The 26649-nt window shown below is 59.6% G+C and carries 23 protein-coding genes and 1 tRNA gene; 13 read left to right on the forward strand and 11 right to left on the reverse strand.

The features are described 5' to 3' along the window. The 8 genes from glgX (at position 1) to ACYQ1A_RS16905 (ending at position 11360) form a co-directional block, all read left to right on the forward strand. Positions 1–2097: a glycogen debranching protein GlgX gene (gene glgX, locus ACYQ1A_RS16870; RefSeq protein ID WP_499363788.1), complete on the forward strand. Its 2097-nt coding sequence runs from the start codon at positions 1–3 to the stop codon at positions 2095–2097. After that, positions 2094–3722, forward strand: coding sequence for an alpha-D-glucose phosphate-specific phosphoglucomutase (locus ACYQ1A_RS16875; RefSeq protein WP_499363789.1), 1629 nt, complete (start codon positions 2094–2096; stop codon positions 3720–3722). Before glgX ends, ACYQ1A_RS16875 begins: the two co-directional genes overlap by 4 nt. A 22-nt stretch (positions 3723–3744) precedes the next feature. Then, a complete protein-coding gene (glgC, locus tag ACYQ1A_RS16880; protein WP_499363791.1) occupies positions 3745–5052 on the forward strand; it encodes a glucose-1-phosphate adenylyltransferase in 1308 nt (435 codons plus the stop codon). 147 nt (positions 5053–5199) lie between these two features. Beyond that, positions 5200–6639 carry a glycogen synthase GlgA gene (gene glgA / locus ACYQ1A_RS16885; RefSeq protein ID WP_499363793.1) on the forward strand — a complete coding sequence of 480 codons (1440 nt, stop codon included), beginning with the start codon at positions 5200–5202 and terminating at the stop codon, positions 6637–6639. Between the two features lie 22 nt (positions 6640–6661). After that, entirely contained in the window at positions 6662–9109 is a 2448-nt protein-coding gene (glgP, locus tag ACYQ1A_RS16890; protein WP_499363795.1) for a glycogen/starch/alpha-glucan family phosphorylase, read from the forward strand. 74 nt (positions 9110–9183) lie between these two features. Then, on the forward strand, positions 9184–9753 hold the full coding sequence (locus ACYQ1A_RS16895) for an NUDIX domain-containing protein (RefSeq protein WP_499363797.1): 570 nt from the start codon (positions 9184–9186) through the stop codon (positions 9751–9753). 118 nt (positions 9754–9871) lie between these two features. Further along, positions 9872–10288 carry a hypothetical protein gene (locus ACYQ1A_RS16900; protein WP_499363798.1) on the forward strand — a complete coding sequence of 139 codons (417 nt, stop codon included), beginning with the start codon at positions 9872–9874 and terminating at the stop codon, positions 10286–10288. Then, complete coding sequence (locus ACYQ1A_RS16905; RefSeq protein WP_499363799.1) at positions 10263–11360, forward strand: hypothetical protein; 1098 nt, start codon at positions 10263–10265, stop codon at positions 11358–11360. Before ACYQ1A_RS16900 ends, ACYQ1A_RS16905 begins: the two co-directional genes overlap by 26 nt. Positions 11361–12598: 1238 nt before the next feature. Here the strand turns inward: ACYQ1A_RS16905 and ACYQ1A_RS16910 are convergent. Next, on the reverse strand, positions 12599–12850 hold the full coding sequence (locus ACYQ1A_RS16910) for a hypothetical protein (protein ID WP_499363800.1): 252 nt from the start codon (positions 12848–12850) through the stop codon (positions 12599–12601). A 205-nt stretch (positions 12851–13055) separates the two neighbouring features. On the opposite strand from ACYQ1A_RS16910, the gene ACYQ1A_RS16915 reads away from it, so the two are divergent. From ACYQ1A_RS16915 to ACYQ1A_RS16925, 3 genes are all read left to right on the forward strand, one after another. Then, positions 13056–13334, forward strand: a complete 279-nt coding sequence (locus tag ACYQ1A_RS16915; protein WP_499363802.1) for a hypothetical protein — start codon at positions 13056–13058, stop codon at positions 13332–13334. A 78-nt stretch (positions 13335–13412) separates the two neighbouring features. Beyond that, positions 13413–13811, forward strand: coding sequence for a type II toxin-antitoxin system RelE/ParE family toxin (locus ACYQ1A_RS16920; protein WP_499363803.1), 399 nt, complete (start codon positions 13413–13415; stop codon positions 13809–13811). Further along, a complete protein-coding gene (locus ACYQ1A_RS16925) occupies positions 13780–14085 on the forward strand; it encodes a helix-turn-helix domain-containing protein (protein WP_499363805.1) in 306 nt (101 codons plus the stop codon). The genes ACYQ1A_RS16920 and ACYQ1A_RS16925 overlap by 32 nt, the downstream gene beginning before the upstream one ends. A gap of 212 nt (positions 14086–14297) precedes the next feature. On the opposite strand, the gene ACYQ1A_RS16930 is transcribed toward ACYQ1A_RS16925, so the two are convergent. The 5 genes from ACYQ1A_RS16930 to mltF form a co-directional block, all read right to left on the reverse strand. Further along, positions 14298–14693 carry a hypothetical protein gene (locus ACYQ1A_RS16930; RefSeq protein ID WP_499363807.1) on the reverse strand — a complete coding sequence of 132 codons (396 nt, stop codon included), beginning with the start codon at positions 14691–14693 and terminating at the stop codon, positions 14298–14300. A 149-nt stretch (positions 14694–14842) separates the two neighbouring features. Beyond that, positions 14843–15613, reverse strand: coding sequence for a heparan-alpha-glucosaminide N-acetyltransferase (locus ACYQ1A_RS16935; RefSeq protein ID WP_499363808.1), 771 nt, complete (start codon positions 15611–15613; stop codon positions 14843–14845). A 3-nt stretch (positions 15614–15616) separates the two neighbouring features. Continuing rightward, positions 15617–17158 carry a beta-N-acetylhexosaminidase gene (gene nagZ, locus ACYQ1A_RS16940; protein WP_499363810.1) on the reverse strand — a complete coding sequence of 514 codons (1542 nt, stop codon included), beginning with the start codon at positions 17156–17158 and terminating at the stop codon, positions 15617–15619. Positions 17159–17166: 8 nt separating this feature from the next. Then, the gene (gene gltX, locus ACYQ1A_RS16945; RefSeq protein WP_499363812.1) at positions 17167–18555 is read right to left on the reverse strand and encodes a glutamate--tRNA ligase; all 1389 of its coding nucleotides are present in this window, start codon (positions 18553–18555) and stop codon (positions 17167–17169) included. A gap of 152 nt (positions 18556–18707) precedes the next feature. Beyond that, complete coding sequence (gene mltF, locus ACYQ1A_RS16950) at positions 18708–20240, reverse strand: membrane-bound lytic murein transglycosylase MltF (protein ID WP_499363814.1); 1533 nt, start codon at positions 20238–20240, stop codon at positions 18708–18710. Positions 20241–20348: 108 nt separating this feature from the next. Here mltF and ACYQ1A_RS16955 point away from each other — a divergent pair. Beyond that, positions 20349–20439: transfer RNA gene (locus ACYQ1A_RS16955), tRNA-Ser, on the forward strand. 424 nt (positions 20440–20863) lie between these two features. Here ACYQ1A_RS16955 and pabC read toward each other — a convergent pair. Both pabC and ACYQ1A_RS16965 read right to left on the reverse strand, forming a co-directional pair. Further along, positions 20864–21697 (reverse strand): aminodeoxychorismate lyase, encoded by an 834-nt coding sequence (gene pabC, locus ACYQ1A_RS16960; protein WP_499363816.1) that lies wholly within the window; start codon positions 21695–21697, stop codon positions 20864–20866. Continuing rightward, a complete protein-coding gene (locus ACYQ1A_RS16965) occupies positions 21694–22995 on the reverse strand; it encodes an aminodeoxychorismate synthase component I (RefSeq protein ID WP_499363818.1) in 1302 nt (433 codons plus the stop codon). Before ACYQ1A_RS16965 ends, pabC begins: the two co-directional genes overlap by 4 nt. A gap of 267 nt (positions 22996–23262) precedes the next feature. On the opposite strand from ACYQ1A_RS16965, the gene ACYQ1A_RS16970 reads away from it, so the two are divergent. After that, a complete protein-coding gene (locus ACYQ1A_RS16970) occupies positions 23263–23970 on the forward strand; it encodes a PEP-CTERM sorting domain-containing protein (RefSeq protein WP_499363820.1) in 708 nt (235 codons plus the stop codon). An 81-nt stretch (positions 23971–24051) separates the two neighbouring features. Here the strand turns inward: ACYQ1A_RS16970 and fabF are convergent, their stop codons facing one another. The 3 genes from fabF to fabG form a co-directional block, all read right to left on the reverse strand. Then, a complete protein-coding gene (gene fabF, locus ACYQ1A_RS16975; RefSeq protein ID WP_499363822.1) occupies positions 24052–25296 on the reverse strand; it encodes a beta-ketoacyl-ACP synthase II in 1245 nt (414 codons plus the stop codon). A gap of 194 nt (positions 25297–25490) precedes the next feature. Next, positions 25491–25730: an acyl carrier protein gene (gene acpP / locus ACYQ1A_RS16980; RefSeq protein ID WP_053937685.1), complete on the reverse strand. Its 240-nt coding sequence runs from the start codon at positions 25728–25730 to the stop codon at positions 25491–25493. Between the two features lie 172 nt (positions 25731–25902). Next, the gene (gene fabG, locus ACYQ1A_RS16985; protein WP_499363824.1) at positions 25903–26646 is read right to left on the reverse strand and encodes a 3-oxoacyl-ACP reductase FabG; all 744 of its coding nucleotides are present in this window, start codon (positions 26644–26646) and stop codon (positions 25903–25905) included. Between the last annotated feature and the right edge of the window lie 3 nt (positions 26647–26649).

Consider the following 26649-nt stretch of genomic DNA (forward strand, 5'->3'; position numbering starts at 1 on the left):
ATGCCGCTCGGCCAGACCGCCCCCCAGACCATCGACAAGCTGCAAACCGGCTCCGCCTGGCCTTTAGGCGCGTCGCTGGATGCGGGCGGGATCAACTTTGCCGTGTATGCGGGCAATGCCACGCGGGTGGAGTTGTGTTTGTATGACGAGCACGGCGGCAATGAGCTGCAACGTTTTGATCTGCCCGGCAACGACAATGGCGTCTGGCACGGTTATCTGCCGCGCGGCAAAGCAGGCGTGTTGTATGGCTATCGCGTGCATGGCGAATACGCGCCGCTGCATGGCCAGCGCCATAATCCGGCCAAATTATTGCTGGATCCGTATGCGCGCGCCGTGGTCGGCCGTGCGCTGGATCATCCCGCCTTTAACGGCGAAGACCTGAGTAAACCCGGCCAGCCCGATCCGCTTGATAGCGGCGAACTGGCACCCAAAGCCCGGGTGATCGATGAACCCTATGACTGGGAAGGCGATGTACCGCTGGACCATCCGTGGGCCCAGACGGTGATCTACGAAGCGCATCCGCGCGGCCTGACCATGCAACATCCGGATATCCCCGGCGAGTTGCGCGGTAGCTACGCCGCGATCGCGCATCCGGCCATGATTGCTTATCTGCAAAAGCTGGGCATTACCGCGCTGGAACTGATGCCGGTAACCATGCACGCCGACGAGCCGCGCTTGCAGCGCATGAATCTGCGCAATTACTGGGGCTATAACCCGCTGGCGTTTATGGCGCTGGAACCGCGTTTCTGGTCCGGCCGCGCCAACACCACCCCGCTGTCTGAATTCCGCGATATGGTCAAAGCGCTGCATCAGGCCGGCATCGAAGTGATTCTGGATGTGGTGTTCAACCACACCGCCGAACTGGACGAATTGGGCCCGACGCTGTCGCTGCGTGGCATCGACAACGCGGCTTACTACCATCTGGGCAGCAACGGCGAATATCAGAACTGGACCGGCTGCGGCAACACGCTCAACCTGGGTGAGCCGCGCATGTTGCAGTTGTTGATGGACAGCCTGCGTTACTGGGTCAGCGAATGCCACGTGGATGGCTTCCGCTTTGATCTGGCGCCGGTGCTGGGCCGCGCTAATGGCCGCTTCTCGACGCAGGCGGGCGTGTTTGCCGCGCTGGCGCAAGACCCGCTGTTGTCGCGCGTCAAACTGATCGCCGAGCCGTGGGATATCGGCCCCGATGGCTACCAGCTGGGGCAATTTCCCGCCGGTTGGGCCGAATGGAACGACCAGTTTCGCGATTCGCTACGCCGCTTCTGGCTGCACGACGGCGTTAACCGCGGCCAGTTGGCGCAACGGCTGGCGGCATCGAGCGATATTTTTCAGCGCCGCGGCCGCAAACCGTATGCGTCCGTCAATCTGATCACGGCGCACGATGGTTTTACCCTGGCCGACCTGACCAGCTACAACCAGAAGCATAACGACGCCAACGGCGAACATAACCGCGACGGCCATAACGAAAACCAGTCGTGGAATTGCGGCGTGGAAGGCCCCACCGACGATGCCGATGTACTGTTGCTGCGCGAACGTTCGCGCCGCGCCTTGTTGGCATCTTTGTTACTGGCGCAAGGCACGCCGATGCTGTTGGCGGGCGATGAATTCGGCCACAGCCAGCAAGGCAATAACAACGCCTATTGCCAGGACAACGCCACCACCTGGCTGGACTGGCCGCATGCCGACCAGAACCAGATTGATTTTGTTGCCGCCCTGCTGCGATTGCGCCGGCGTTGCCATGCGCTGCAATCGGGCCTGTGGTGGCAAGATACGCCCGACGCCAGCAGTGGCGAATACGATGTGCAATGGCTAAACCCGTCGGGCGGGCCTTTGCGCCAGCACGATTGGGAAGACAACGCCGCCCGCGCCATGGGCATTTTGCTGTGCGGCGAATTCCTGATTCTGTGCAATGGCTCCGCCCACCAGATTGAATTCCGCCTGCCTCCTGGCGACTGGTGCGTGGAACTGGACAGCGCGCACGACAGGCAGACCGGCGCACATCAAGACGAATATCGTGCCAGCGCGCGCAGCATGACGATATTGACGCGCACGCTGGATCAAAACTGTGACATTTCAACGGAAGCAAAACGATGAGCAAAGAAATCGCCACACAACCGATTGCAGGGCAGAAACCGGGCACGTCCGGTTTGCGCAAAAAAGTGACGGTGTTCCAGCAACCCAATTATCTGGAAAACTTTGTCCAGTCCATTTTTGACGCGCTCGGCGACGTGCGTGGGCGCGAGATTGCCTTGGGGGGCGATGGTCGCTTCTACAATCGCAATGCCGTGCAGACCATCCTGAAAATGGCCGCAGCCAATGGCATCAAGCGCGTGGTGGTGGGCCAGGGCGGCATTCTGTCGACGCCGGGCACCAGCTGCGTGATCCGCAAACGCAAGTTGTCAGGCGGCATCATTCTGTCGGCATCGCACAATCCGGGCGGTCCGGACGGCGATTTCGGCATCAAGTACAACACCGAAAACGGCGGCCCGGCGCCTGAGAAAGTCACCGACGCCATCTACGAGAAATCGACCACCATCACGCGTTATCTGACCGTGGATGCGCCTGATTACGACATCGACACGCTGGGCCTGGGCAAGCTGGGTGATCTGGAAGTCGAAGTGATCGATTCGGTGGAAGACTATGCCGATCTGATGCAGCAGCTGTTTGATTTTCCGGCCATCAAGAACTGGCTGGCCAACGGCCACCGCATCCGCTTTGATTCGCTGTCGGCGGTATCCGGCCCTTACGCCACGCGCATTATCGAAGGCTTGTTGGGCGCCCCCAAGGGCTCGGTAGTGAACGGGATTCCGCTGGAAGACTTCGGCGGCCACCATCCTGACCCCAACCCGGCCTACGCCACCGATCTGATCGAACACATGAACGCCACCGATGCCGCCGACCTGGGCGCCGCTTCGGATGGCGATGCCGACCGCAACATGATTGTGGGCCGCAACCTGGTGGTGACCCCGTCCGACAGCCTGGCCATCATGGCCGCCAACGCCACGCTGGTGCCCGGTTATCACAAAGGCCTGGCAGGCGTGGCACGCTCGATGCCGACGTCTTGCGCGGTAGATGCCGTGGCCAAGGCGCTGAATATCCCGGCGTTTGAAACCCCCACCGGCTGGAAATTCTTCGGCAATCTGCTGGATGCGGGCAAGGCCACGCTGTGCGGTGAAGAAAGCTATGGCACTGGCTCCGACCATGTGCGGGAAAAAGACGGCGTGTGGGCCGTGCTGTTCTGGCTGAACATCCTGGCCGCCACCGGCAAGAGCGTTAACGAAATCGTTGAGGCGCACTGGGCCAAATACGGCCGCCATTTTTATTCGCGCCACGACTTTGAAGGCATCGATACCGACGCCGCCAACAAGCTGATGGACAGCCTGCGCGAGCGTTTGCCGCAACTGACCGGCACCCCGTTGCGCGGTCGCAAAGTGGCGCTGGCCGATGACTTTGCCTATCACGATCCGGTGGATGGTTCGCTGTCGCAAAAGCAGGGCCTGCGTCTGGTGTTTGATGACGGCAGCCGCATCGTTTATCGCCTGTCGGGCACCGGCACCGAAGGCGCCACGCTGCGGGTCTACATTGAACGTTATGAAGCCAACCCCAGCCGCCATGGCCTGGAAACGCAAACCGCACTGTCTGACCTGATCGAGCTTTCGCGCGATCTGGCACGGATATCGGAGTTAACCGGGCGGACAGAACCCACCGTCGTGACGTAAAACCAGTAGCAGGACGCTAACTATGGGCGCACACCCGCAACACGTGGAGAACACCATGCAGTACCCCATCATGGACAAAATCACCCTGGCCCGGCAGTTGCCGAATAAATCGGTGGCACTGGTGCTCGCGGGTGGACGCGGCTCGCGCCTGAAAGCCCTGACCGACCACCGCGCCAAGCCAGCGGTGCATTTCGGCGGCAAGTTCCGCATTATCGACTTTGCGCTTTCCAACTGCCTGAACTCGGGCATCCGTCGCATCGGCGTGATTACGCAATACAAGTCGCACAGCCTGTTGCGCCATCTGCAACGCGGTTGGTCGTTCTTGCGCAACGAGATGAACGAGTTCATCGACTTGCTGCCCGCGCAGCAACGTATAGACGAAGAACACTGGTATCGCGGCACTGCCGATGCGGTGTATCAGAACCTGGACATCATCCGCAGCTACCGCCCGGAATATGTCGTGATTCTGGCCGGTGATCACATCTACAAGATGGATTACTCGCGCATGCTGCTCGACCACGTTGAGCAAGGCGCCAAGTGCACCGTGGCGTGTATTGAAGTACCGCGCGAAGAAGCCACTGCGTTTGGTGTGATCCATATCGACGAATATCGCAAGATCATCGACTTTGTGGAAAAACCGGCGGACCCACCGCCCATGCCCGGCAAGCCCGAAGTGGCGCTGGCGTCCATGGGGATCTATGTATTCGATGCCGATTACATGTATCAGCTGCTGGAAAAAGACATCGAAGACGACAAGTCAGCGCATGACTTCGGTAAAGATCTGATCCCGAAAGCGGTGCTGGAAGGCGCCGCCATTGCGCATCCATTTGATTTGTCCTGCGTGTCGAGCGACCCGTCGGGCCCGGCCTACTGGCGTGATGTCGGTACCGTCGATGCCTACTGGAAAGCCAACCTCGACCTGGCCTCGGTCACCCCGGAACTGGATGTGTACGACCAGGACTGGCCGATCTGGAGCTATCAGGAACAACTGCCGCCGGCCAAGTTTGTGCAGGATCGCAACGGCAGCCACGGCATGACGCTCAATTCGCTGGTGTCGGGCGGTTGTATCGTCAGCGGCTCGTTGGTGCTGAATTCGGTGCTGTTTAACAAGGTGCGCGTGCATTCGTTCTGCACGGTGGATTCGGCGGTGATTCTGCCGGACGTCACCATCGGCCGCTCGGCGCGTCTGCGCCGTTGCGTCATCGACCGCGGTTGCACCATCCCGGAAGGCATGGTGATTGGCGAGAATGTTGAAGAAGACAAGCGCCGTTTCCATCGCTCGGAAGGCGGCATTGTGCTGGTCACCAAAGACATGCTCGCCGCGCTGTAAAGTCTTTGCCACCCCGCCTGCGTATGCTGGGCGGGGTGGTGCGCTGTGCTACGCCTGTATCCGGGTCTGCTGCCGTTGTGCGGCGCAGACTCCGATATGGGCGTCATTCTGTAGATCTCCCGCTCTTCGCGACCAAGGAAACCGACCATGCTGGTTCTGCACGTCTGCTCCGAACTCTTTCCCCTATTAAAAACTGGCGGCCTGGCTGATGTAACCGGCGCATTGCCGCTGGCCTTGCAAGAACTGGGCGCCGATGTGCGCGTGCTGTTGCCGGGCTTTCCGGCCATTCGTAATGGCCTGGTCGAAGAAGGCGTGGTCGCTGAATTCGATACCTTTGCCGGCCCGGTGCGCTTGCTGTATGGCCACCTGCCCGACACGCATCTGGGCGTGTACGTGATAGACGCGCCGTCGTTGTACAACCGCAGCGGCAATCCGTATATGGACCCGCGCCAGGAACCGTATTCGGATAACCATCTGCGCTTTGCATTGCTGGGTTATGTGGGCGCGGAGCTGGCCAGCGGTCGCGATCCGTACTGGCGCCCCGAAGTTGTGCACGGCCATGACTGGCACGCTGGCTTGCTGCCCGCGTATCTGGCTGCGCGCGGCCGTCCGGCCAAATCGGTGTTCACCATTCACAACCTGGCTTATCAGGGCGTGTTTGCGCCGCATCACTTTGGCGAACTGCAATTGCCCGGCGACTTCTTCTCGGTGGAAGGGGTTGAGTTCCATGGCCAGATTTCTTTTTTGAAGGCTGGCTTGTACTACGCCGACCACATCACCACGGTCAGCCCCACCTATGCCGCCGAAATCACCACGCCCGAGCAAGGCTGCGGCCTGGATGGCTTGTTGCGCGATCGCAGCGGGCATCTGACCGGCATCCTGAATGGCGTTGATCCCAAGGTGTGGAACCCGGATTCCGACCCGCTGATCGGCGCCAATTACAGCGTGGCCAAGCCGCAGAACAAAACGCGTTGCAAAGTGGCGCTGCAAGAACACACCAGCCTGCAATCGGATGTGGATGCGCCGCTGTTTGCCGTGGTCAGCCGCCTGACCGAACAGAAAGGCCTGCATCTGGTCCTGGAATTGCTTCCGGAACTGGTAGCCGCAGGCGGCCAGTTTGTGTTGCTGGGCACCGGCGACCCCGAGCTGGAACGCGCCTTCAGCGCCGCCGGGATGCGTGATCCAGGACAAGTGTCCGTGCAGATCGGCTATGACGAAGCGTGGTCGCACTCTATCATGGCCGCTGCTGACGTCGTTTTAGTGCCCAGCCGCTTTGAACCGTGCGGACTGACCCAGCTTTACGGATTGAAGTACGGCGCGCTGCCACTGGTGCGCCACGTGGGCGGCCTGGCCGATACCGTTGTCGACAGCACACTCGAAGATATCGCCGACAATACGGCGACCGGTTTTGTGTTCAATGACTTTGATGTGAATGATCTTCGCCGCGCCATGCGCCGTGCATTTGCGCTATGGTCAAAGCAAAAGGAATGGAAAGCGGTACGCAAGAACGCCATGCAACAAGACTTTGGCTGGGAAGCCTCGGCGCGCTCGTACTACCACCTCTACGAAAGACTGTTGGCTCACTGACAAAAACTTCTGGAGTTCGAACATGACTGTGTCGTTCGTCCATGACTCACCGGGCACCGATGTTGCCGCGCTCAAGCGCTCGATTGCCAACAAGCTGGTGTTTGCCATTGGCAAAGATCCGATTTCGGCACAACAACGCGACTGGCTTAATGCCACCTTCCTGGCGGTGCGCGACCGCCTGATCGAACGCTGGATGCGCACGACGCGCGCCCAGTATTCGCAAGACGTCAAACGCGTGTATTACCTCTCGATGGAATTCCTGATCGGCCGCGCGCTGACCAATGCCTTGCTGGCCTTGGGTCTGTACGACGAAGTGCGTGGCGCACTGGATGAACTGGGCATGGATTACAACGAGCTGGTCGAGCTGGAACCCGATGCCGCACTCGGCAACGGTGGCCTTGGCCGTCTTGCGGCATGCTTTCTGGATTCGATGGCCACGCTGGCGCTGCCGGGCTATGGCTACGGCATCCGTTACGACTATGGCATGTTCAAGCAGCGCATCATCGACGGTAACCAGGTCGAGACGCCCGATTACTGGCTGGCCTACGGCTATCCGTGGGAATTCGCCCGCCCTGAAGTGCAATATCTGGTGCGCTTTGGCGGGCGTCTGCAAGAAGAAAACCATCGCACGCGCTGGATTGAAACGCATGACGTATTCGCCCAGGCGCACGACCAGATCATCCCCGGTTACGACACCACCGCCACCAACACGCTGCGGCTGTGGTCGGCGCGCGCTTCCAATGAAATCAACCTGACCAAGTTTAACCAGGGCGATTATTTTGCCGCGGTCGAAGACAAGAATTTGTCCGAAAACGTGTCGCGCGTGCTCTACCCCGATGACTCCACCTATGGCGGCAAAGAACTGCGTCTGCGCCAGGAGTACTTCTTTACCTCAGCCAGCCTGCAAGACATCATCCGGCGCTTCCGCCAGACCGATGATGACTTCAGCAAATTCCCCGACAAGGTATCGATCCACCTGAACGATACCCACCCGGTGCTGGCCATCCCTGAGCTGATGCGTATTCTGGTGGACGAATACGAAGTCAGTTGGGACGACGCGTGGGACATCACGCAAAAGACCTTCAGCTATACCAACCACACGCTGATGCAGGAAGCGCTGGAAACGTGGGCGGTGGATCTGGTCGGCCGCGTGCTGCCGCGCCATATGAAGCTGATCTTCGAAATCAACGAACGCTTTCTGGACGACACGCGCGCGCATCACAAGGGCGATACCGAGCTGATCCGGCGCATCTCGCTGATCGACGAGTCGGGCGAACGCCGCGTGCGCATGGCCTGGTTGGCCGTGGTGGCCAGCCACAAGATCAATGGCGTGTCGGCGCTGCACTCCGAACTGATGGTGCAGTCCATCTTTAAAGACTTTGCCGAGCTGTTCCCCGGCCGCTTTAACAACAAAACCAACGGCATTACGCCGCGGCGCTGGCTGGCGCAAGCCAACCCTGCCCTGTCGGGCGTGATCGATCGCTATATCGGCAAAACCTGGCGCGGCAATCTGGATGAGCTGGCCGAACTGCGCGAACACGTTGATTTTCCGGCCTTCACCAAAGCCATCGCCGACGCCAAGTTCGAAAACAAACGCCGTCTGGCTTTGCATATCGCGCGCAAGCTGGGCGGGGTGGTCGATCCACATTCCTTGTTTGATGTGCAGGTGAAGCGCATCCACGAATACAAGCGCCAGTTGCTGAATGTGCTGCACGTGATTACGCGCTACAACCGCATCCTGAAGCATCCCGAGAAAGACGTAGTGCCGCGCGTGGTGATCTTTGCCGGCAAAGCGGCTTCGGCCTACAAGATGGCCAAAACCATCATCAAGCTGATCAACGACGTGGGCCGCAAGATCAACAACGACCCCAACGTGGGCGACAAGCTGAAAGTGGTGTTCATCCCCAACTATGGCGTGAGCCTGGCGGAGTTGATCATCCCGGCGGCGGATTTGTCGGAGCAGATTTCGTTGGCGGGCACCGAAGCCTCCGGCACCGGCAATATGAAATTTGCCCTCAACGGCGCGCTGACCATCGGCACGCTGGATGGTGCCAACGTCGAAATCAAAGAAGCGGTGGGCGACGACAATATCTTTATCTTCGGCAACACCACGCCCCAGGTCGAAGCGCTGCGCGCCCAAGGCTACAACCCGCGCAAGTACTACGACGAAGACGAAGAGCTGCGTGAGGTGCTGAATATGCTGGCGTCTGGCGTATTCAGCCCGGATGATCCCGAACGCTATCGCACCATCTTTGATGTGCTGGTTAACTGGGGCGACCACTACCAACTGCTGGCCGACTACCGTTCTTATGTCGACACGCAAGACAAGGTGGACGCGCTGTATCGCAAGCAGGATGCATGGACCCGCGCGGCGGCAATCAATATCGCCAGCATGGGGCCGTTCTCGTCTGACCGCACCATCCGCGAATACGCCGAAGACATCTGGAATGTAAAACCCGTCAAACTTTAACCAGGGCGGGGCAATACTCTGAAACACGGCGGCCTGGTGCCGCCGTGTGTTTATCTATACGGAAGAAAACAAGAATGGCTAACGATGATCATCTGATCGAACATTTTGTGGCAACCGAGCGCGTGTTCGACGGCAAGCTGCTGCACATCAACCGCGACACCGTGCGCCTGCCCGACGGCAGCAGCGCCACGCGCGAATATATCGAACACCCAGGCGCAGTGATGGTGGTGCCGGTGCTTCCCGACGGCCGTTTGCTGATGGAACGGCAGTATCGCTATCCGCTAAAACAGGTATTTCTGGAATTTCCGGCCGGCAAGCTGGAAATTGGCGAAGACCCGCTCGAATGCGGCAAGCGCGAACTGCTGGAAGAAACCGGCTACACCGCGCAGCACTGGCAAAAGCTGGGCGTGCTGCACCCGATCATCAGCTACACCACCGAAATGATCCATATGTACCTGGCCCACGGCCTGACCGAGGGCGCGGCGCAGCCTGATGAAGGCGAGTTTGTGGAATGCCTGCCGGTTAGCCAGGCTGAATTGGTAGCGGGCATTCTGGAAGGCAAGGTGACGGACGCCAAGACGATTACCGGCGCGTTCTGGCTGCAGAATTTGCCCGCGGCGATGAGCGGCGTGGCGGAGGATTGAGCTTTTTCCTAAATCCTTGAAGCCACCCTAAGATTTATCCTGCAGGTCGCCTATCAACAAGAGCACCGGCACGCATCTTGCACGCCGGTTTTTGTTTCGACTTTCGGGGGATAGATGCATGGATCTGGAAACATTGATCAGGTTTTTGTTCCCTGACGGAACCTGCCCGGCCAGCAGACCGCCCGATGCGGTGGAGGCGCCCAGCTGGCATACCTGCCCCAACTGGCCGGTCGATGTTTTTGGTTTCGCCGCCTGCGTGCTGGATAAAACCGGCCTGTTGCAATACATCGGGCGAACCGCGAGTGAGACCGCAGCGCTGCAACCTGAACGTCTGCGCCAACAGGCGTCCGACTGGCAAGCTGGTTACGTGGCACCTGCACGCGTGGTCAAAGCCTGGGATTTTGTCTGGTCGCAACGGACCACGCTGATCGATGAGGTCAAGAACCAGCCCCGACTGCAGTACTTTCTGCACTATTTGTTTCGCTGCGCAGAACCAGATTGCGGACTCGATGGCCGGCCAGAGCGGTACGACTGAGATGCAGGATGTGCCACAACGGGCACAGGCCAATCGTTATCAAAGTAGCTCGGACCTCGCCGGGAATGTGGGGGCAGCCGCCTCGGGTGACGATACCCCGATCATCCGTACCGGATCAGATCAACCGGTGGCGCGCATCTTCAGCGACGACGGCCGACCTGGATTCCGTTATGCCAACGGTGTAGAAATTTACGCCCTGCCTGACCCGAGCGAAGGCATCACCGGGCATGAGCTTCCGGTCTGGCAGGCAACAGGTGGTACCGCTACACCGGAAAGCACCTGGCAGGCGTTCCAGCGCGGGTTCAGTCGTGGTGATCTGGGGGTGATGGAGACTTCGTCAGCGGCCACAGCCGGGGCTTATGTTGGCGAGTTCTGGAATGGCACCAAACAGCTGGGCTATGAGATGTCGGGAGCGGCCAGCATGGATCAGGCTCGGGCCAACTTCAACGCCGGCAATTACGGCTATGCGTATGCCTATACGGCCAAAGCGTTTGCTGACCCGCTGGTGACCCTCATGTCGGGCAGTGGTCGGGCGACGGCTGGGGTGACTGGGGCGTTCGTGAGAGAGGCGAGCTTTGGGTCTGGGACTATTACAAGTACAGTAGCCGGCTCGGCCTACCAAGATATTGTTGGTCGTGTTCCAGGGCAAATCCTTTCTCAGGCCGATGCACTTACCCCCGGCATTTTGGGCAACGATCTAGCGGGACTCCCCGGAACCTTCTCTGGCGGTCGTTATGCAACAATGCAACTGGAGCAGCCCATGACAGTCTATCGGGCTTGGGCGCCTGGCCAGTCCAGAGAATTTGGCGCATTTTGGTCGTTAGAAGAACCGACTGGTTCTCTTCAGGCTCGTATTGATTCGGCCCTTTTACCTGAGTGGGGGAATGTTCGGGGCACCCCATTTAACGCACAAGCCACTCAATACACCACGGTTCAACTACCCGCAGGAACCACTATCCATATTGGAGAGGTAGGGTCCCAGGGAAGTGCGTGGATCGGGGGAAAGAGTCAGTTGTTAATTGACGGTGGGGCACAGCCCGCATGGAAGATTGGGGGAGGCGTACTAAGATGAGCGGCAATGCGACAGTGGAAGAATGTGATTGCGGAACACTTCGGGAGGCTGGCCCATTTACAGGGTGGAACGACTTTGATGCATTTGACGCGGTATTGAAGGCTGAAACGAGCCTCGTACAAGTACCGGTTAAAGCACCATATTCTAATGTGGGCCTACTAGAGCGTTGGTATCAGTGCAGTAAATGCCAGTGTATTTGGCGTTTGGTAGAACCAGACCCACCGTTTGCGGGCTTGTGGGAACAGGTATCGTAAACGCCTCTTTGAGTTAAGTGACTGACGCCCGCCTTGAGCGGGCGTTTTTACGTTCTGCCTGCTGCGCCAGAATCGCCTACTTTTTATCTACTATTCGCCTACTTTGTGCCTACCAGCGGGTGTCCTGCTCGTAAAACGCCTACTTTTTGCCTACTTTTAATCTACCAATCATCTACTTTTTACCAACTTGCCCATTGCTGCCTGACTGGTTCGTCGGCATTGCCGCAGGCTGCCGCCAGCGGGGTGGGTGAGGACGCTTTGCATTGCGGATTCCGGGGGCGGCCGTGGATCATTTGCGGTGTTTGCTGGCCCGTTCCCTTAATGCATAACAGCACATACACCATACGCAGGCCTGCCCGCACCCCTAACTGTTTGATCCGTATTGGTTAATCGGTCAACTTCCGGCATGCTCGTTGCCACCGGGCTTTAGGCAAACCCTCACCAACACCTTGATCTGCAAGCGCAAACCCCGCCACCACGCTGCCACCGCAGCTGTGGGTGATTGGCGAGTGTTCCGGGAAGCCGTCCTCGGCGGTGCGGCAGGCGTAAAACGGGGTGGTTTGCGGCCTGGTGGCGGAGTTACACCGAAGTTACACTTATGTCGTTCTGAAACAGGGCCTTGCCATAAAGCGTAGCTGAATGTTTGCACCTGGATTTGCCAATTCAACATGCAAATCAATGGCTTGTCCTCGCAGGTGCCCTGCGTATGGTGTAGATGGTTTTATGCGTTAAGGGAAAGGATCTCCCTCACCCTCAAATCCCCCATCTGCCAGCAAAACAGCCATCAAGCGGCGTCCACCTCACACGATCAGGCGGTGCCTGATCGCAAACCCGGTCATGCACAGACCGGTTTGCTCACTTCTTGCTCACTATTTGCTTATTTCAAGTGGTCTGGCTGGGGAATTTGCTTACTTTTTGCTCACTAAATGCTCACTATTTGCTCACTGCGGGGGCTTGCCGGGTGCTGTCACCTTTGGCCGGGATTCAGCCCTGGGCTTGCAGCACGGCGATGTAGTCTGCCAGCTGTGGCTGCTGGTGTGGCCTGAAGTGCCCGCGCAGGATGGCGGCCAGTTCGGCCTCCGGCAGATCGATCCGGGTGGCGATAGTGGCCAGCGGGCGGTCGCCGATCAGGTCCTGCAGTTGCATGACCAGGGCCGAGGTGGCACGCATGCCTTCGGGGTCTGCATAGCCCAGGTCGGCATAGACGTTGCCGCTGGATGGGGTGAACGTGGTCATGGATGGGTCCTGCCGGTGTGTTTGTAGGTTGATCTGTATATAGCTGCTAAAAAAGCCCCTGACCCCGGCCTGTGGCGTGGGGTTGACGGTGGGCTTCCGGTTTAGCTGCTGAGCCCTTTGACCATCTGCTTGGTCTGGTACTTCAGGATCATGCCTTCCAGCAGCGCCTTGACGATTTGGCGTTCTTCCTCGGGCATGTGAGAACGTGGTCCGTCTGACGACCTGCGCCTGCAGCATCCAGGCCATGCTCGGCCATGCAAGACTGGAAACCACACAGATCTACACCCAGGTCAGCATCCGCGCCCTCAAGGCCATCCACACTGCCACGCACCCCGGACGGATCATCCGGCCGCGTGGTGATGCGCTGGACCAAGCGCTGGCGGAATACGATGCCCCGCCCGCAACACCGGCGCCGGTCGAACTGGCCGACCTGCTGGCGGCGCTGGACGCCGAGGCGGATGAAGAGCTGGACGGTGAGGCCTGACGCAAGCGGACCCTCGGCCGTACGTCTTCCATCTATTGCACTGAGTGGTATAATTCGTGCTATACATCTGGTCTGACCATGCACATCTACACAACCCGCGCGTTTGACAAATGGGCCGAAAAAGAAGGCCTGAGCCATGCCGCACTGATCACCGCCGTCGCCGAAATTGAACACGGCCTGGTCGATGCCGACTTGGGCGGGCATGTTGTGAAAAAGCGGGTCGCGCTGCCTGGGCGCGGCAAAAGCGGCGGTGCGCGCACGCTGCTGGCCTGGACCCTGGGTGATCGTGCCTTCTTCCTGTACGGCTTTGCCAAGAACGAGCGCGACAACATTGATGACAAAGAGCTGAAAGCCCTGAAGCAGCTGGCCGCATTCCAGCTGGGGCTCAGTCCGGCGCAACTGGCGCATGCGCTGGCCGAAGGCAAACTGATTGAGGTAAAGAACGATGACGAGCCGACTCCTGAAAACCCTGCATGAAACTGCCCTGGACTTCGCCGAAATCGGTTTGATGGACCAGCAGACCCTGCGTGAATTTGACGTCACCTGCCTGCCGCCGGTGAAAGCCTATACGGCGGACGAGATCCGGAGCCTGCGCCTGCGCAGCCGGGCCAGCCAGGCTGTGTTTGCGGCCTACCTGAACACCAGCCCCTCGACGGTGCAGAAATGGGAACGGGGTGACAAGCACCCCAACGGTCCGTCACTGAAGCTGCTCAACCTGGTTGAACGCAAAGGGCTGGAAGCCCTGGCCTGACGCCAGCTTCTTCCTGCTGTAAAGAGCCCACGGCCACCCGGTAACCCCGCGTGGCTGTTGTTGTATCTGGCCTTGAGCCAGCGCAAACCCGGGGGCATGGCCCCAGCTAGCCGCAGTTCCGCCACCACAGCGCAAAAACTGAGCGCGGTTCATATATCCCGATCAACAAAGCCGGCAATGCCGGCTTTGTTGATTAGTCAGGCCTGACCGAATCAGGCCTTTTTCTTGTGCCGCGGTACGGCAGATTTTTTGGCTTTGCTGGTGTGGGCCGGTTTGGCGGCTTTGCGGCTGGGCGCGGGTTGTCTGGCCTTGCCTGTGCTGGGGTGTGCGGCTTTTGGCGTAGTGGCCAGCGCGGTGACGTGCGCTTTACCGGCTTTGGTCGACGCTTTCTTGCCCGCTTTGCTGTGCGTTTTACCGTGGCTGCGTTTGCTGGCGTGGGCCGGGGCCGCGGTGGCTTTGCTGTTGTGGGCCGGGGTCATTACTTTGTGCACTTGCGCGGGCGGCGGCATGGACGAGGGATCATCGAAAGGCAGCGGCGCGTCATCGGCGTAGACAGTGGCGGCGGATAACAGCAGTGCGCCTACCACCAGTTTGAGAATTCGTTGCATCGGGTAATCCTGGACTTGGTCTATCGAGAGCCCCAGTGCGAAGACTGGAAAAGCCTGATTCGGTTTAACGCTTAAGGCGCGCAAAGGTTGCAGTATACCTGCGCGGTCTTGTAATTCCGGGCGCGGTATTTTTTACGATATTCGGGAAGTCAGCGGGTCAGCATGTATTCGGCATAAAACAATGCAAACAGTATTGGCTGATGCAGCAGATACACCAGCAGACTGTGCCGACCTAGCCAAAGCAAGGGTTTGGGCAGATACGGTTGCAGCGCGCTGACCCAGGCTGGCAAGGCAAACTGGTGGCGCTTCCACCAGAAACCGAGGGCCATGCCGATAAACACCACGCCCATCCATGGCAGCAGCGGCACGTAATCTTCAGTCACTGGTTTTTCGCTGACCAGGCCGATCCAGTTAAGCCATTTGGGATTCATCTGCGGCATTTGCACCAACAGCCCTACCGCCAGCGCCAGCCCACCAAACGCTGCATTCCACAGGCCCAGGGTCAGCAGTCCACGGCCGATCAAAGCTGCAATGGCATTGAAATGCAGAATGCCAAAATAAATAAACGAGTCTGGAAACAGGTAATAGCTGGCGACCGACACACAGGCCGCGCCGCCGACGATTTGCCACCAACGCTTGATAAAGCCCCGCGCGGATTGGCGTTCGGCCAGCACCAGGCTCAAGCCAACCAGCAACAAGAAGCTGGTGACTATGCCGTCGCGCCAGGCCATCCAGCGCCAGTCGGTCAGAAACTGAAAATGGGTCAGGCGGAAAAACGTGGTGTCGTAACAGGTGTGGTACGCAATCATCATGCACACCGCAAAGCCGCGTAGCGCATCAATGATGGGCAGGCGTGGCACGGCCTCGTTGCTGGGCGTGACGTCAAGAATACGCGCAGGTTTGCGCCGCCGAGCCCGCATGCTTTACGGCGCCTGCAAACGCTGGGCGATCGCGCTGAGCGCGGCGGGCCGATTGGCGTAAGCGGTCATGCGGCCCGCTGCGCCCGGCGCCAGATCGAGGTCATAGGGCAGACGCCCCGCCACCAGCCACAGCCGTTGCCGCGGTAGCAACGCAATCAGCCGTTGCTGCGCCGGGTTGAGCACCGCGTTGTAGCTCACGCAGACCACTTGCGCGGCTGTCTCGGCCAGGCGTTGTACCCGTTCCAGATCAACAATTTCGGGCGACGCGGGCAAACGGACTTCTTCCACCGTATAGCCCAGCGCGCGCAAGGGCGCCGCCAGCGTGTCATCGCGACGCGCTACTTCATCAATTTCGGAACGCGTGCGGACTTCCAGCGTAATCAGGAACACCGACAAGGCGGGCTGCAGCGGCGCGCATGGCCCTTCCAGCGTAACGGCTTGGGCGTGGACCTGTTCGGACAGGGCAAGCGCGGCCGGTTGCCGCAATTGCAACGGTAGCATCTCGCCGTTCAGTTGCTGCCACTGCGCCATGGCGCGACGGCTTTTGAGCGCCAGCACGCGGGCGACGGATTGATCGATGCGGGCTTCGCTGATTTCGCCCGAGAGAACGGCGCGTTCGAGCAGGGCCAGCGCCCCTTGCTGCAAAGCCTGTGTGTGCGACACCAACACGATATCGGCGCCCGCCTTGAAAGCCGCCACCGCGCCAGCCACGGTGCCGACGCCTTTGGCGATGGCATCCATTTCCATGCAATCGGTAAACACCACGCCGTCAAAGCCCAATTGCTGGCGCAGCAAGCCGGTCAGGACCGCGTGCGACATGGTGGCAGGCGTATCGGCATCGGCTTCGAACGCCGGGAACACCACATGCGACGACATAAATGTGTCGACGCCAGCCGCAATCGCCGCGCGGAACGGCGCCAGTTCTATCGCGTCCAGCCGGGCGCGGTCATGCGGCACGCGCGGCAAGCCGAGGTGCGAATCGACGTCGGTATCGCCGTGACCAGGAAAATGCTTGGCTGTTGCCGCCATGCCGGCCGCTTGTATGCCGCGCAGTGCGGCCATGCCGTATTCGATGACATCGCCGGGGTTGTCGCCAAACGCGCGCACGCCAATGACCGGATTGCGCAGATTGTTATTGACGTCGAGGTCGGGGGCGAAATTGATATTGAAGCCGAGCGCATGGAGTTCGGCATTGGCATAGCGCGTCAGCGTTTCGCAGGCGTCCACCGAGCCCGCAGCCCGAAACGCCATCGCGGAAGGCAACGGCGTCACGCCCTCTTCCACCCGCGCCACCATGCCGCCTTCCTGATCGACGCCAATCAGCAGCGGAATATTGCTGTGCTCGGCGTTGATCTGCTGAAGCTCGCGGTTAAGCGCGGCCACTTGTACCGGCGTATCCACATTGCGGCGAAACAGGATGACGCCGCCGACGTGATGTTCACGCAGCAGCGTTTCGATATGCGCATTAGCGCGCAAGCCATCAAAGCCCACCATCAGCAACTGGCCGATTTTCTGCTTGAGGCTGAGGTGGGCGATGGCGGTCATGGATGTGCTCAGGCGGCCAGACGTTTCAGGACTTCATCACGGCCCAGCAGCGCCAGCACGGCATCCACCGACGGGGTCGAGGTGGTACCGAGTACCTTGGCGCGCAGTGGCATGCCTACCAGCGGCATCTTCACGCCCTGGGCTTTGACGAAGTCCTTGATGTATTGGCTCAGCGTGGGCTGATCCCATACGGCCAGGGTGGCGGCGCCTTCGGCAAACAGGCCCAGGCGTGCTTCGTCTTCTGGTCCCAGATGCTTTTCGACGATTTCGGTGGTTGGCACCAGGGCGCGGTAAAAGTATTCCGCCTGGTCGGCCATTTCCACCAGCGTTTGCGAGCGGTCTTTCAGCAGCGTGCACACGGCAGCCAGATCGGGGCCGGCGCTGGTATCCACGCCCTTGTCGGCCAGGAATTGCTGCACGCGCTCGGCCAGACGTGCTGGCTCGGCCGCCTTGATATGTTGGGCATTCAGCCACAGCAGTTTTTCGCGATCAAAGCGACTGGGGCTGGGGCTGACGTCTTTCAGGTCAAACCATTCGACAAACTGCGCCAGCGTAAAGAATTCATCGTCGCCGTGGCCCCAACCCAGACGCGCCAGATAGTTGAGCAGCGCTTCGGGCAGAAAGCCGGCCTTGTCGTAATCCACCACGCTGACGGCATCGCGCCGTTTGGACAGCTTCTGGCCCTGGTCGTTATGGATCATCGGCAAATGGGCAAACAACGGCAACGTGGCGCCCAGCGCCTTGAAGATATTGATCTGACGTGGGGTGTTATTGACGTGGTCATCGCCGCGGATCACGTGGGTGATCTGCATATCCCAGTCATCCACCACCACGCAGAAGTTGTACGTGGGCGTGCCATCGGGGCGCGCGATGATCAGATCATCGAGTTCGGTATTGCTGATTTCGATGCGACCCTTCACCTGGTCGTCCCAGGCCACCACGCCGTCGACGGGGTTACGGAAACGCACCACCGGTTTGATGTCCGCAGGCGGTGTTGGCAGCGCTTTGCCGTCTTCGGGACGCCAGCGGCGGTCGTAACGCGGTTTTTCGCCACGCGCTTCCTGTTCGGCGCGCATGGTTTCGAGTTCTTCTTTGCTGCAATAGCAGTAATACGCTGCGCCCGATTGCAGCATCTGGCTGATCACCGCTTTGTAGCGATCCATGCGCTGCATTTGATAGAACGGGCCTTCGTCGTAATCGAGACCAACCCAGTGCATGCCGTCCAGAATGGCCTGGACCGATTCGGGCGTGGAACGCTCCAGATCGGTGTCTTCGATGCGCAGCACAAACACGCCGTCGTGTTTGCGGGCATGCGCCCACGAGAACAGCGCGGTGCGCACGCCACCGATATGAAGCAGGCCGGTGGGGCTGGGGGCAAAACGGGTACGAACAGTCACGATAAGACTCTCTGCAAGCATCAAGCCGGCTATTGTACCGGCTGCGCGGCACAGCGCAAAAAAGCCCGCGGCAATACCCCGGGCCGACGGTTGCAGCAGACAAAACAAAGCCCGCAAATGCGGGCTTTGTGGTGCTGCACAGGGGCCAGCGCTCAATGCGCCATGGCCACCTGTTGCAGTCTGGCACCTGCACTGGCTACGCGGGCCAGCGGCGCCTTGTCGGCCTTATCCGCCTTGGCGGGTTGCAACTGGTTGTTGATACCCAGCCGCAGGTTCTTCGGATTGCGCACTTCGATATCACTGGACAACGCCGGGCTCGTGTCGGCCGCCAAGGCCGTCGACGGCTCAAAGCGCGCCAGGATGTCGTAATACGTACGCAGCGATTCAACAAAAATCACCGGCTCACCGCCACGCGCATAGCCATAGCGGGTCTGGCTGAAGTACTTCGGATTGCGCAGCAACGGCAAGGTGGTTTTGACGTCAGCCCAGCTATCCGGGTTTTTCTTCAGTTTGCGCGCCAGTTCACGCGCGTCTTCCAGATGGCCCAGGCCCACGTTGTACGCGGCCAGCGCCAGCCAGGTGCGATCCGGCTCGGCAATCGTCGCTGCAATGCTGTCACGCATGGTGGAGATATAACGCGCGCCACCCATGATGCTTTGCTTGGGGTCCAGCCGGTCCACGCCCATCCGCAATGCGGTTTGCGTGGTCAGCATCATCAGACCGCGTACGCCATACGGCGACACCGCGGTCGGATCCCAATGCGATTCTTGATAAGCCAGCGCCGCCACCAGCCGCCAGTCGATGCCGGTTTTGTCTTGCGCCTGCTGAAACCAGCGCTTGAACTCAGGCAACACACTGGAACGCCGGCTCAGAAACGCTTGCGCGTCGAGCTGATCCAGCCGGTTTACGTGACCGTAATAACGGTCCATATACCGGTTGAGCGTGCCGTCCGCCGTGATGGTGCCAAAGAACTGTTTAACCAGCCCTTGCAGCTGCGTATCGCCACTGGTCATGGCCCACGCCAGCGCCTGCGGATCGCTGATGCCATCCGTGGCCGCTACCTGCGGAAAATAATTTTGCGCGACATCGGCCGCATGCGAATCAACCAGTGCGTAATCCAGTTGACCGCTGGCTACGGCTTGCATCAAGCCTTCGCTGTCGGTGTCTTCGTCCACTTGCCACTTCAGTGCGGGATGGCTCTTCTGTTGCTGATTCAGAGCCGCCACATATTGCGGCAGGGTACGCAGACTGGCTTCACCACTGTAGAGCTTTGCCAGGGCAGCGCTCTCAGTCAGGCTCGATCGATAAACGAGCACCGGTGAAACCGATTGATAGGACGGTCCGAACGACACAGCGGCCACGTGTTCATCGGCGTGTACACCGACAGCCAGGTGGGCTTCATGACGTTGCAGGCGACGCATCAGGTTGGAATAACTGCTTTCCACCACAAAGCGCACCTTCAGACCATTGGATTGGGCAAATCTTGTTACCAGGTCGTATTCCAAACCGGCATAGTTACCCTCGGCATCGATATAGAGCGAGGTCGGGCCGTTTTGTACCAGCACTACCAGCTCTTTCGATTCGCTCCATGACGCAAGCTGTGGGGCGACGGTGGGCTGTTGTTCGTTCATGCCCCCACACCCGACTAGCGCCACTGCGGCCAATGAGATCAACCAGCGTTTCATGCGACTCCAGATCGATGAGGAACCGGCATTTTGCCAACAATGTTGTCGAGAGACAAACGTTAGTACTTGGCAAAGTCCGGTGAACCCGATATGATCCGCTCTCCTTACGGAAAGGTGGCAGAGTGGTCGAATGCGCTGGACTCGAAATCCAGTATGGGGCTACGCTTCATCGAGGGTTCGAATCCCTCCCTTTCCGCCAGGAACCAAACGAGTCAGGCCGCGCAAGCGGCCTTTTTCGTTTGTGCGCGCGGTATTGCTGCGCGCTCATCTCGGTGCTTGTCCGTCTTGGTGTTGCCAGAGAACGGGTGCCGATCATGCCCCGTAACTCTTTCAAAGTAAGTCGGTATGCTGCCGCCACGCTTGCAGGATATGTCTGACAAAAATCGCGTCTACATGCCCCGTGACCCGCAATCACAGTTATTGATCTTAACTGGATTCCAGCTTGCTGCAAGTTGAATGACAGCCTACAAAAACCTCGAAACCCCGCGATTCAAGCTATAGCTAGCGTTGCCGGGTTTCCCGCCGTTCGTCGCCTCATCCCTTACTTTAAGTCGCGTAAGCGCCGATTAGCCCCTCTTTTGCGCCGTTTATCCGCATGAAAATCCATGTGGCTTGCGCCCGGCCTAACTCAATAATTGCAGGGATTCCTTACGTAGCAAGGCCTGCAGCGCGTGCTGCAATGCGGCGTTTTGCGGCGTCGCAGTCCATAATTGCCGTCCGACTCCGCTGACATGCTGGACACCCAGCAAACTGTTGCTCAGCCAGACCTGGTCCGCCGCCTGCACACGTTCCAGGCTGATTTCCTGCAGGCGTATGTCCCAACCGAGTTGGGCGCCAACGTCCAGCGCAACGCTACGCATAACGCCCGCTACGCCACTGGCTGCGAGGGGCGGTGTGATCAGCGCCTTGCCTTCCAGCAGCAACAGATTGCTCATACAGCCTTCAACCACGTTGCCATCGCGATCCAGCAATAAACCTTCATCGCAGCCCGCCGCAGCAACCTCCGCGCGGGCAAGCACATTCTCGAGCCGATTAAGATGTTTGATGCCCGCCAGCCGAGGTTGCCAGCTGGCAGGGGTTTTACAGATGCAGACCTTCAGGCCGTCCAGATGCGGCGGATGGGCCGGACCTGGATGCGCCTGGATGATGCAGTTAGCGGCCAGGCCGGCGGGCCAGGCATAGCCGCGCGGCGTGGCGCCCCGGGTGATGATCAGTTTAAGAGTGGCATCGCGCAGGGCCAGCGCGCGGATTTCATCCAGCCAGAACTGCGCGGGCGGTGCGGCAATGTCCAAAGCCTGCGCATCGCCTGCCAGCTTGTCGGCATGCCGTTGCCACAAAGCAATGGCGCCATGATCGATACGCAGCGTCCGGAACACCCCATCGCCAAACTGCAATCCGCGATCCTGCAAGCTGATCTGGTCGCTCGCGACGCCATTCACCCGTGCCAGCATGCTCATCCTGCCAACCCCAAAGCCCGCAGCAAGCCGCGCGCTTTATGCCGCGTTTCTTGTAATTCGCGCGCCGGATCGGAATCGGCAACGATGCCGGCGCCCGCGCGTACATATAAATGCTGGTCGTGCTGCAAAAAGGTACGGATCAGGATGTTCAGATCCATGCTGCCATCGCGGCTGATATAACCCAGGCTGCCGGTATACGCGTGCCGCGGGCGTTGTTCCAGTTCGCGGATAATCTGCATGCAACGGACCTTGGGGCAACCGGTGATGGTGCCGCCCGGAAACAAGGCGCGCAGCACATTGGCCGGATTGGTGCGGGCCTGCAGCCGGGCGCGGATATTTGATTCGATATGGTGGACGTAGGCATAGCTGGCCACCGCCATCAATTCATCGACTTCCACCGATCCCGGCACGGCCACCCGGCCCAGATCATTGCGTTCCAGATCGACCAACATGATGTGCTCGGCGCGCTCTTTGAGCGTGGCCAGCAGCATGGCCTTCAGCTCGGCGTCTTCGGCGGGATCACTGGAGCGCGGATGGGTACCGGCAATCGGGCGGGTCTGGATAATGCCGTCACGCACTTGCACCAGGCGTTCGGGCGATGAGCTAACCACGTCGTAATCCCCCAGACGGCACAGGGCAGAAAACGGCGCCGGATTGGCCTGACGCAGTTGCGCATAAACATCGCTGGGACGGGCCCCTTGCAGCGTGATATCCCAGGCCCGTGACAGATTGACCTGGAATACATCGCCGTTTTCGATATAGCGCTTGCAGCGCGCGGCACCATCGAGAAAAGCTTGGGGGGCGTCCTCTTGCACCGCAGTCACCTGCAGATCGGCGGCCACAAAGCCGGGGACGTCGGCCACGGCTTGCACCAGTTCTGCCAATTGTTCGGCGGTCTCGGCCAACAACAAGGCCTGACCGTGCGTGCGGTCATGCAGGATTGCGGCCGGGCAACGCCATAAGGCGGCCAGCGGCACCTCGTCCACGGCACGGGCGGGCACGGTCGGTTCAAAAGCATGCGCCAGTTCATACCCCGCATACACGCCCCAGCCCCCTATAAAAGGCAGCGGCGCCGACAATTCTTCGTGGCACGGCAATTGAGCGAGGTCGGCCAGAAACGCCGCAGCTTCGGACTGCGCGTAATAGCGCGTCTGCTGCGGCAAAGCCAGCAACACATCCCAGCCGCTGTCGCCGCTGGATTGCAGCAGCATTGGAAAACGGTCGGGATGGCTGGCGTGGATGGCGAGCAGATCGGGCGGCGCGCTAAGCGCCTGCGTGTGGAAGGTAGGGAGCGACATGGCGGCATTCTAGCTCAAGCGTTCGGCTAGCCAAGCGACTGGCACGCGCCAGAGCAAACGCGACCATCGGCGTAAACGGCATTTAATGACTTATATTGTCAGGCTACATTTGCTTTCCAGACAGCCATGATCCAGGTTATTGGTGGGCCATGACATTCAGAGCGGCCGTCGCGCCCGTGCATGAGCGCGCCAACAGCAAGTCACCCAACCGCCAGATCCACCCCGCCATGCCCGCCATTCCCTCAATACACGTTCGGAGAACTTTAGATGCGTTTGCCTTATCTTTGCCTGGCTGGGCTGCTGCTCTCGCCGTTTGCCATGGCCAGTACTTATGTAATCGATAATGCCGCCTACACGCTGACGATTAACGATGTCGCGTCGGTCTATTCGGATGATGAAAGCCATACTTTCGGCTCCGTCGGGGTGGCGACCGAAAGCTACGGCAGCACCATCAAGCTGCCGACCGTGGATTTGCCTGCTGGCTCCAACTACGTGGGTGACTACTCGTTCGACCTGGTGATCAAGTCAGGCTGGACGCTGGCGCAAGTGTCGCTGGATGCTGGCGCGAGTGGGGTACTGGGCAACGCCGTGCCGCCTGGCATTGCGGCCACGGGTGACTTCACCTTCAGCGGCAGTTACAACCCGGCGCTGGTCAATTTCGATTCGTTCTATTCGGGTTACCCGCAGCAACCGGGCAACACACGGATCTATGCGTGGGACTACTACTCGTTCGTCAACACGGTCTATACCCCGGCGACGCCTGGCGGTCCGTTGCGTGCGGTCGGCCTCACCGGGGTGGACTTCAGCGGCCATCTGGAATTGAACGAAGCCGCCGGCGTGGTGGCATTGGGCGATTCGTTCAATCCCCTGCTCTCCGTCAGCGTGGTCCGCGCCGTGCCCGAGCCGGAAACCTGGGCCATGCTGGGTATCGGCCTGACCGGGCTGGTTGCCGCCCGCCGGCGCCGCAAGGTCTGATCGTCGCCACAACGGCGCCGTATCACAAAACAAAACGCCCCGAGGCAGCAGCCGTCGGGGCGTTTTTTTATACAGCGACGATTACGCCAGGCGCTTGAACACCAGCGTACCGTTGGTACCGCCAAAGCCGAACGAGTTGGAGATCGCCACATCAATCTTCATTTCGCGCGCCGTGTTGGCCACGTAATCCAGATCGCAACCGCCTTCCACATCCTGCTCGAAGATGTTGATGGTCGGGGGCGAAACCTGATGATGCAGCGCCAGTACCGAATACACCGCCTCTACCCCGCCCGCGCCGCCCAGCAAGTGGCCAGTCATGGACTTGGTTGAGTTCACCACCAGCTTTTTGGCGTGATCGCCAAAGGCCAGTTTGAGCGCGAGCGTTTCGTTGGCGTCGCCCAGCGGCGTCGAGGTGCCGTGGGCGTTTACATAATCAACCTGGTCGGCGTTGAGGCCTGCATCGCGCAGCGCGTTGGTCACGCCACGCGCCGGGCCTTCGCTGCTCGGGGCGGTGATGTGATGTGCGTCCGAGCTCATGCCAAAGCCAACCAGCTCGGCATAGATCTTTGCACCGCGTTTGACGGCATGCTCATAGTCTTCCAGCACCAGCACGCCAGCACCTTCGCCCATCACAAAGCCATCGCGGCCCTTGTCCCACGGACGGGACGAGGTAGCCGGATCGTCATTGCGCGTCGACATGGCTTTCATCGAGGCAAAGCCGCCGATACCCAGGCCGGTAATCGCGCCTTCCGCACCGCCTGCGATCATCACGTCGGCATCGCCGTACTGAATCATGCGGGCTGCATCGCCGATGCAATGCGCGCCGGTGGTGCACGCCGAAACGATGCCATAGGTCGGACCCTGATAGCCCTTGTAGATCGACACATGGCCAGCAATCAGGTTGGTGAGCGAGCCCGGAATAAAGAACGGGCCGATCTTGCGCGGGCCGCCAGCCAGCAGGGTGGCGCCGGTTTCTTCAATCAGCGGCAAGCCGCCGATGCCGGAACCGATGTTGACGCCGACGCGCGTCTTGTCCAGATCAGCCACATCTTCGAGGCCTGCATCTGCGATCGCCTGGAAGGCAGCAGCAATCCCGTAATGGATGAAGACATCCATGCGGCGTGCGTCTTTGGCCGAAATATATTGGCCAATATCAAAACCTTTGACCTCACCGGCGATCTGGCAAGCGTAATCGCTCGGATCGAAGCGGGTGATGCGGGCAATGCCCGATTGGCCTGCAATCAGATTGGCCCAGCCAGTGGCCACGTCGTTACCGACGGGCGATACATGACCCAGGCCGGTCACGACTACTCTACGTTTAGACACGATGTTCTCCGAGAACGAACCGGATATAACAAGAGCGGTGGCAATGGCGCATTGCCTGCGGGCATTCCAGGTAAAGGCGCTGATCGACGGCGAACCGTCAGGCCAGCTCCGTACCAGGAAGGCGACGCAGGCGATGGGTCTTGCGCACCGCTCTGACTACTTTCATTGCTGAAAGCAGTGACGAATCGGAACGATTACTTGCTCAGGTGACCGCTGACGTAGTCGATCGCTTGCTGAACGGTGGTGATCTTTTCAGCTTCTTCGTCCGGGATTTCGCATTCGAATTCTTCTTCGAGTGCCATCACCAGCTCAACCGTGTCGAGAGAGTCGGCGCCGAGATCATTCACGAAGGAAGATTCGTTCTTGACGTCGGTTTCCGGAACGCCAAGTTGTTCGGCAACGATTTTCTTCACGCGCTGTTCGATGTTTTCCATGGTGTTTAGCCAAGCCTTTAAAAATTCGGAAAAAAGCGTCCGCATTCTACCAAAAAAACGCCGGTCGCCAAGTGCGCCGCATTTTCTTTATTGAGAGTGCTTCTGCAGGGTGGTTTGTTTCTACTACGTATTGCAAGCACCGCCACGGCAGACTGACCCGTGGCGTTGTCGATCAATTCATGTACATGCCGCCGTTCACATGCAGCGTGTTGCCGGTGATGTACCCGGCCTTGTCGCTGGACAAGAACGCCACGGCATCGGCGATGTCCTGAGCGGCACCCAAACGGCCCAGCGCAATGCTTTCGACCAGTTTGGCCTTCTGCTCGTCCGGCAGGCCGCGAGTCATGTCGGTGTCGATAAAGCCGGGTGCGACTGCATTCACCGTAATGCCACGGCTGCCGATTTCGCGGGCCAGCGACTTGGTAAAACCAAACAGCGCCGCCTTGGCTGCCGAGTAGTTGGTCTGCCCCGGATTACCGGTTGCACCAACAACAGAGGCAATATTCACAATCCGGCCCCAACGGGCCTTCATCATGCCACGAATCACCGCCTTTGAAAGCTGATACACCGGCTTGAGGTTGGTGGCCATGATGGCATCCCATTCGTCATCTTTCATGCGCATCAACAGATTATCGCGGGTGATGCCGGCATTGTTGACCAGAACAGCAATTGCGCCGCTGTCTTTTTCGATCTGGCTGACCAACGCTTCGCAGGCACCCTCTTCCGTCACTTGCAGGCGCAGGCCGTGGCCCTTCAGACCCGCCGCTTGCAGATAAGCGGTGATGGCGTCAGCGCCGTCTTGCGAGGTGGCCGTGCCGACTACGGTGGCGCCCAGGCGGCCCAGTTCCAGCGCAATCGCCTGACCAATGCCACGCGAGGCGCCCGTCACCAGCGCGACTTTTCCTTCGAGACTCATTTT

This window comes from Silvimonas sp. JCM 19000, assembly GCF_054652575.1.

Coding starts and splice junctions, on each gene's coding strand:
- glgX (WP_499363788.1), top strand. CDS start 1: ATGCCGCTCGGCCAGACCGCCCCCCAGACCATCGACAAGCTGCAAACC.
- ACYQ1A_RS16875 (WP_499363789.1), top strand. CDS start 2,094: ATGAGCAAAGAAATCGCCACACAACCGATTGCAGGGCAGAAACCGGGC.
- glgC (WP_499363791.1), top strand. CDS start 3,745: ATGGGCGCACACCCGCAACACGTGGAGAACACCATGCAGTACCCCATC.
- glgA (WP_499363793.1), top strand. CDS start 5,200: ATGCTGGTTCTGCACGTCTGCTCCGAACTCTTTCCCCTATTAAAAACT.
- glgP (WP_499363795.1), top strand. CDS start 6,662: ATGACTGTGTCGTTCGTCCATGACTCACCGGGCACCGATGTTGCCGCG.
- ACYQ1A_RS16895 (WP_499363797.1), top strand. CDS start 9,184: ATGGCTAACGATGATCATCTGATCGAACATTTTGTGGCAACCGAGCGC.
- ACYQ1A_RS16900 (WP_499363798.1), top strand. CDS start 9,872: ATGGATCTGGAAACATTGATCAGGTTTTTGTTCCCTGACGGAACCTGC.
- ACYQ1A_RS16905 (WP_499363799.1), top strand. CDS start 10,263: ATGGCCGGCCAGAGCGGTACGACTGAGATGCAGGATGTGCCACAACGG.
- ACYQ1A_RS16910 (WP_499363800.1), bottom strand. CDS start 12,850: ATGACCACGTTCACCCCATCCAGCGGCAACGTCTATGCCGACCTGGGC.
- ACYQ1A_RS16920 (WP_499363803.1), top strand. CDS start 13,413: ATGCACATCTACACAACCCGCGCGTTTGACAAATGGGCCGAAAAAGAA.
- ACYQ1A_RS16925 (WP_499363805.1), top strand. CDS start 13,780: ATGACGAGCCGACTCCTGAAAACCCTGCATGAAACTGCCCTGGACTTC.
- ACYQ1A_RS16930 (WP_499363807.1), bottom strand. CDS start 14,693: ATGCAACGAATTCTCAAACTGGTGGTAGGCGCACTGCTGTTATCCGCC.
- ACYQ1A_RS16935 (WP_499363808.1), bottom strand. CDS start 15,613: ATGCGGGCTCGGCGGCGCAAACCTGCGCGTATTCTTGACGTCACGCCC.
- nagZ (WP_499363810.1), bottom strand. CDS start 17,158: ATGACCGCCATCGCCCACCTCAGCCTCAAGCAGAAAATCGGCCAGTTG.
- mltF (WP_499363814.1), bottom strand. CDS start 20,240: ATGAAACGCTGGTTGATCTCATTGGCCGCAGTGGCGCTAGTCGGGTGT.
- pabC (WP_499363816.1), bottom strand. CDS start 21,697: ATGAGCATGCTGGCACGGGTGAATGGCGTCGCGAGCGACCAGATCAGC.
- ACYQ1A_RS16965 (WP_499363818.1), bottom strand. CDS start 22,995: ATGTCGCTCCCTACCTTCCACACGCAGGCGCTTAGCGCGCCGCCCGAT.
- ACYQ1A_RS16970 (WP_499363820.1), top strand. CDS start 23,263: ATGCGTTTGCCTTATCTTTGCCTGGCTGGGCTGCTGCTCTCGCCGTTT.
- acpP (WP_053937685.1), bottom strand. CDS start 25,730: ATGGAAAACATCGAACAGCGCGTGAAGAAAATCGTTGCCGAACAACTT.
- fabG (WP_499363824.1), bottom strand. CDS start 26,646: ATGAGTCTCGAAGGAAAAGTCGCGCTGGTGACGGGCGCCTCGCGTGGC.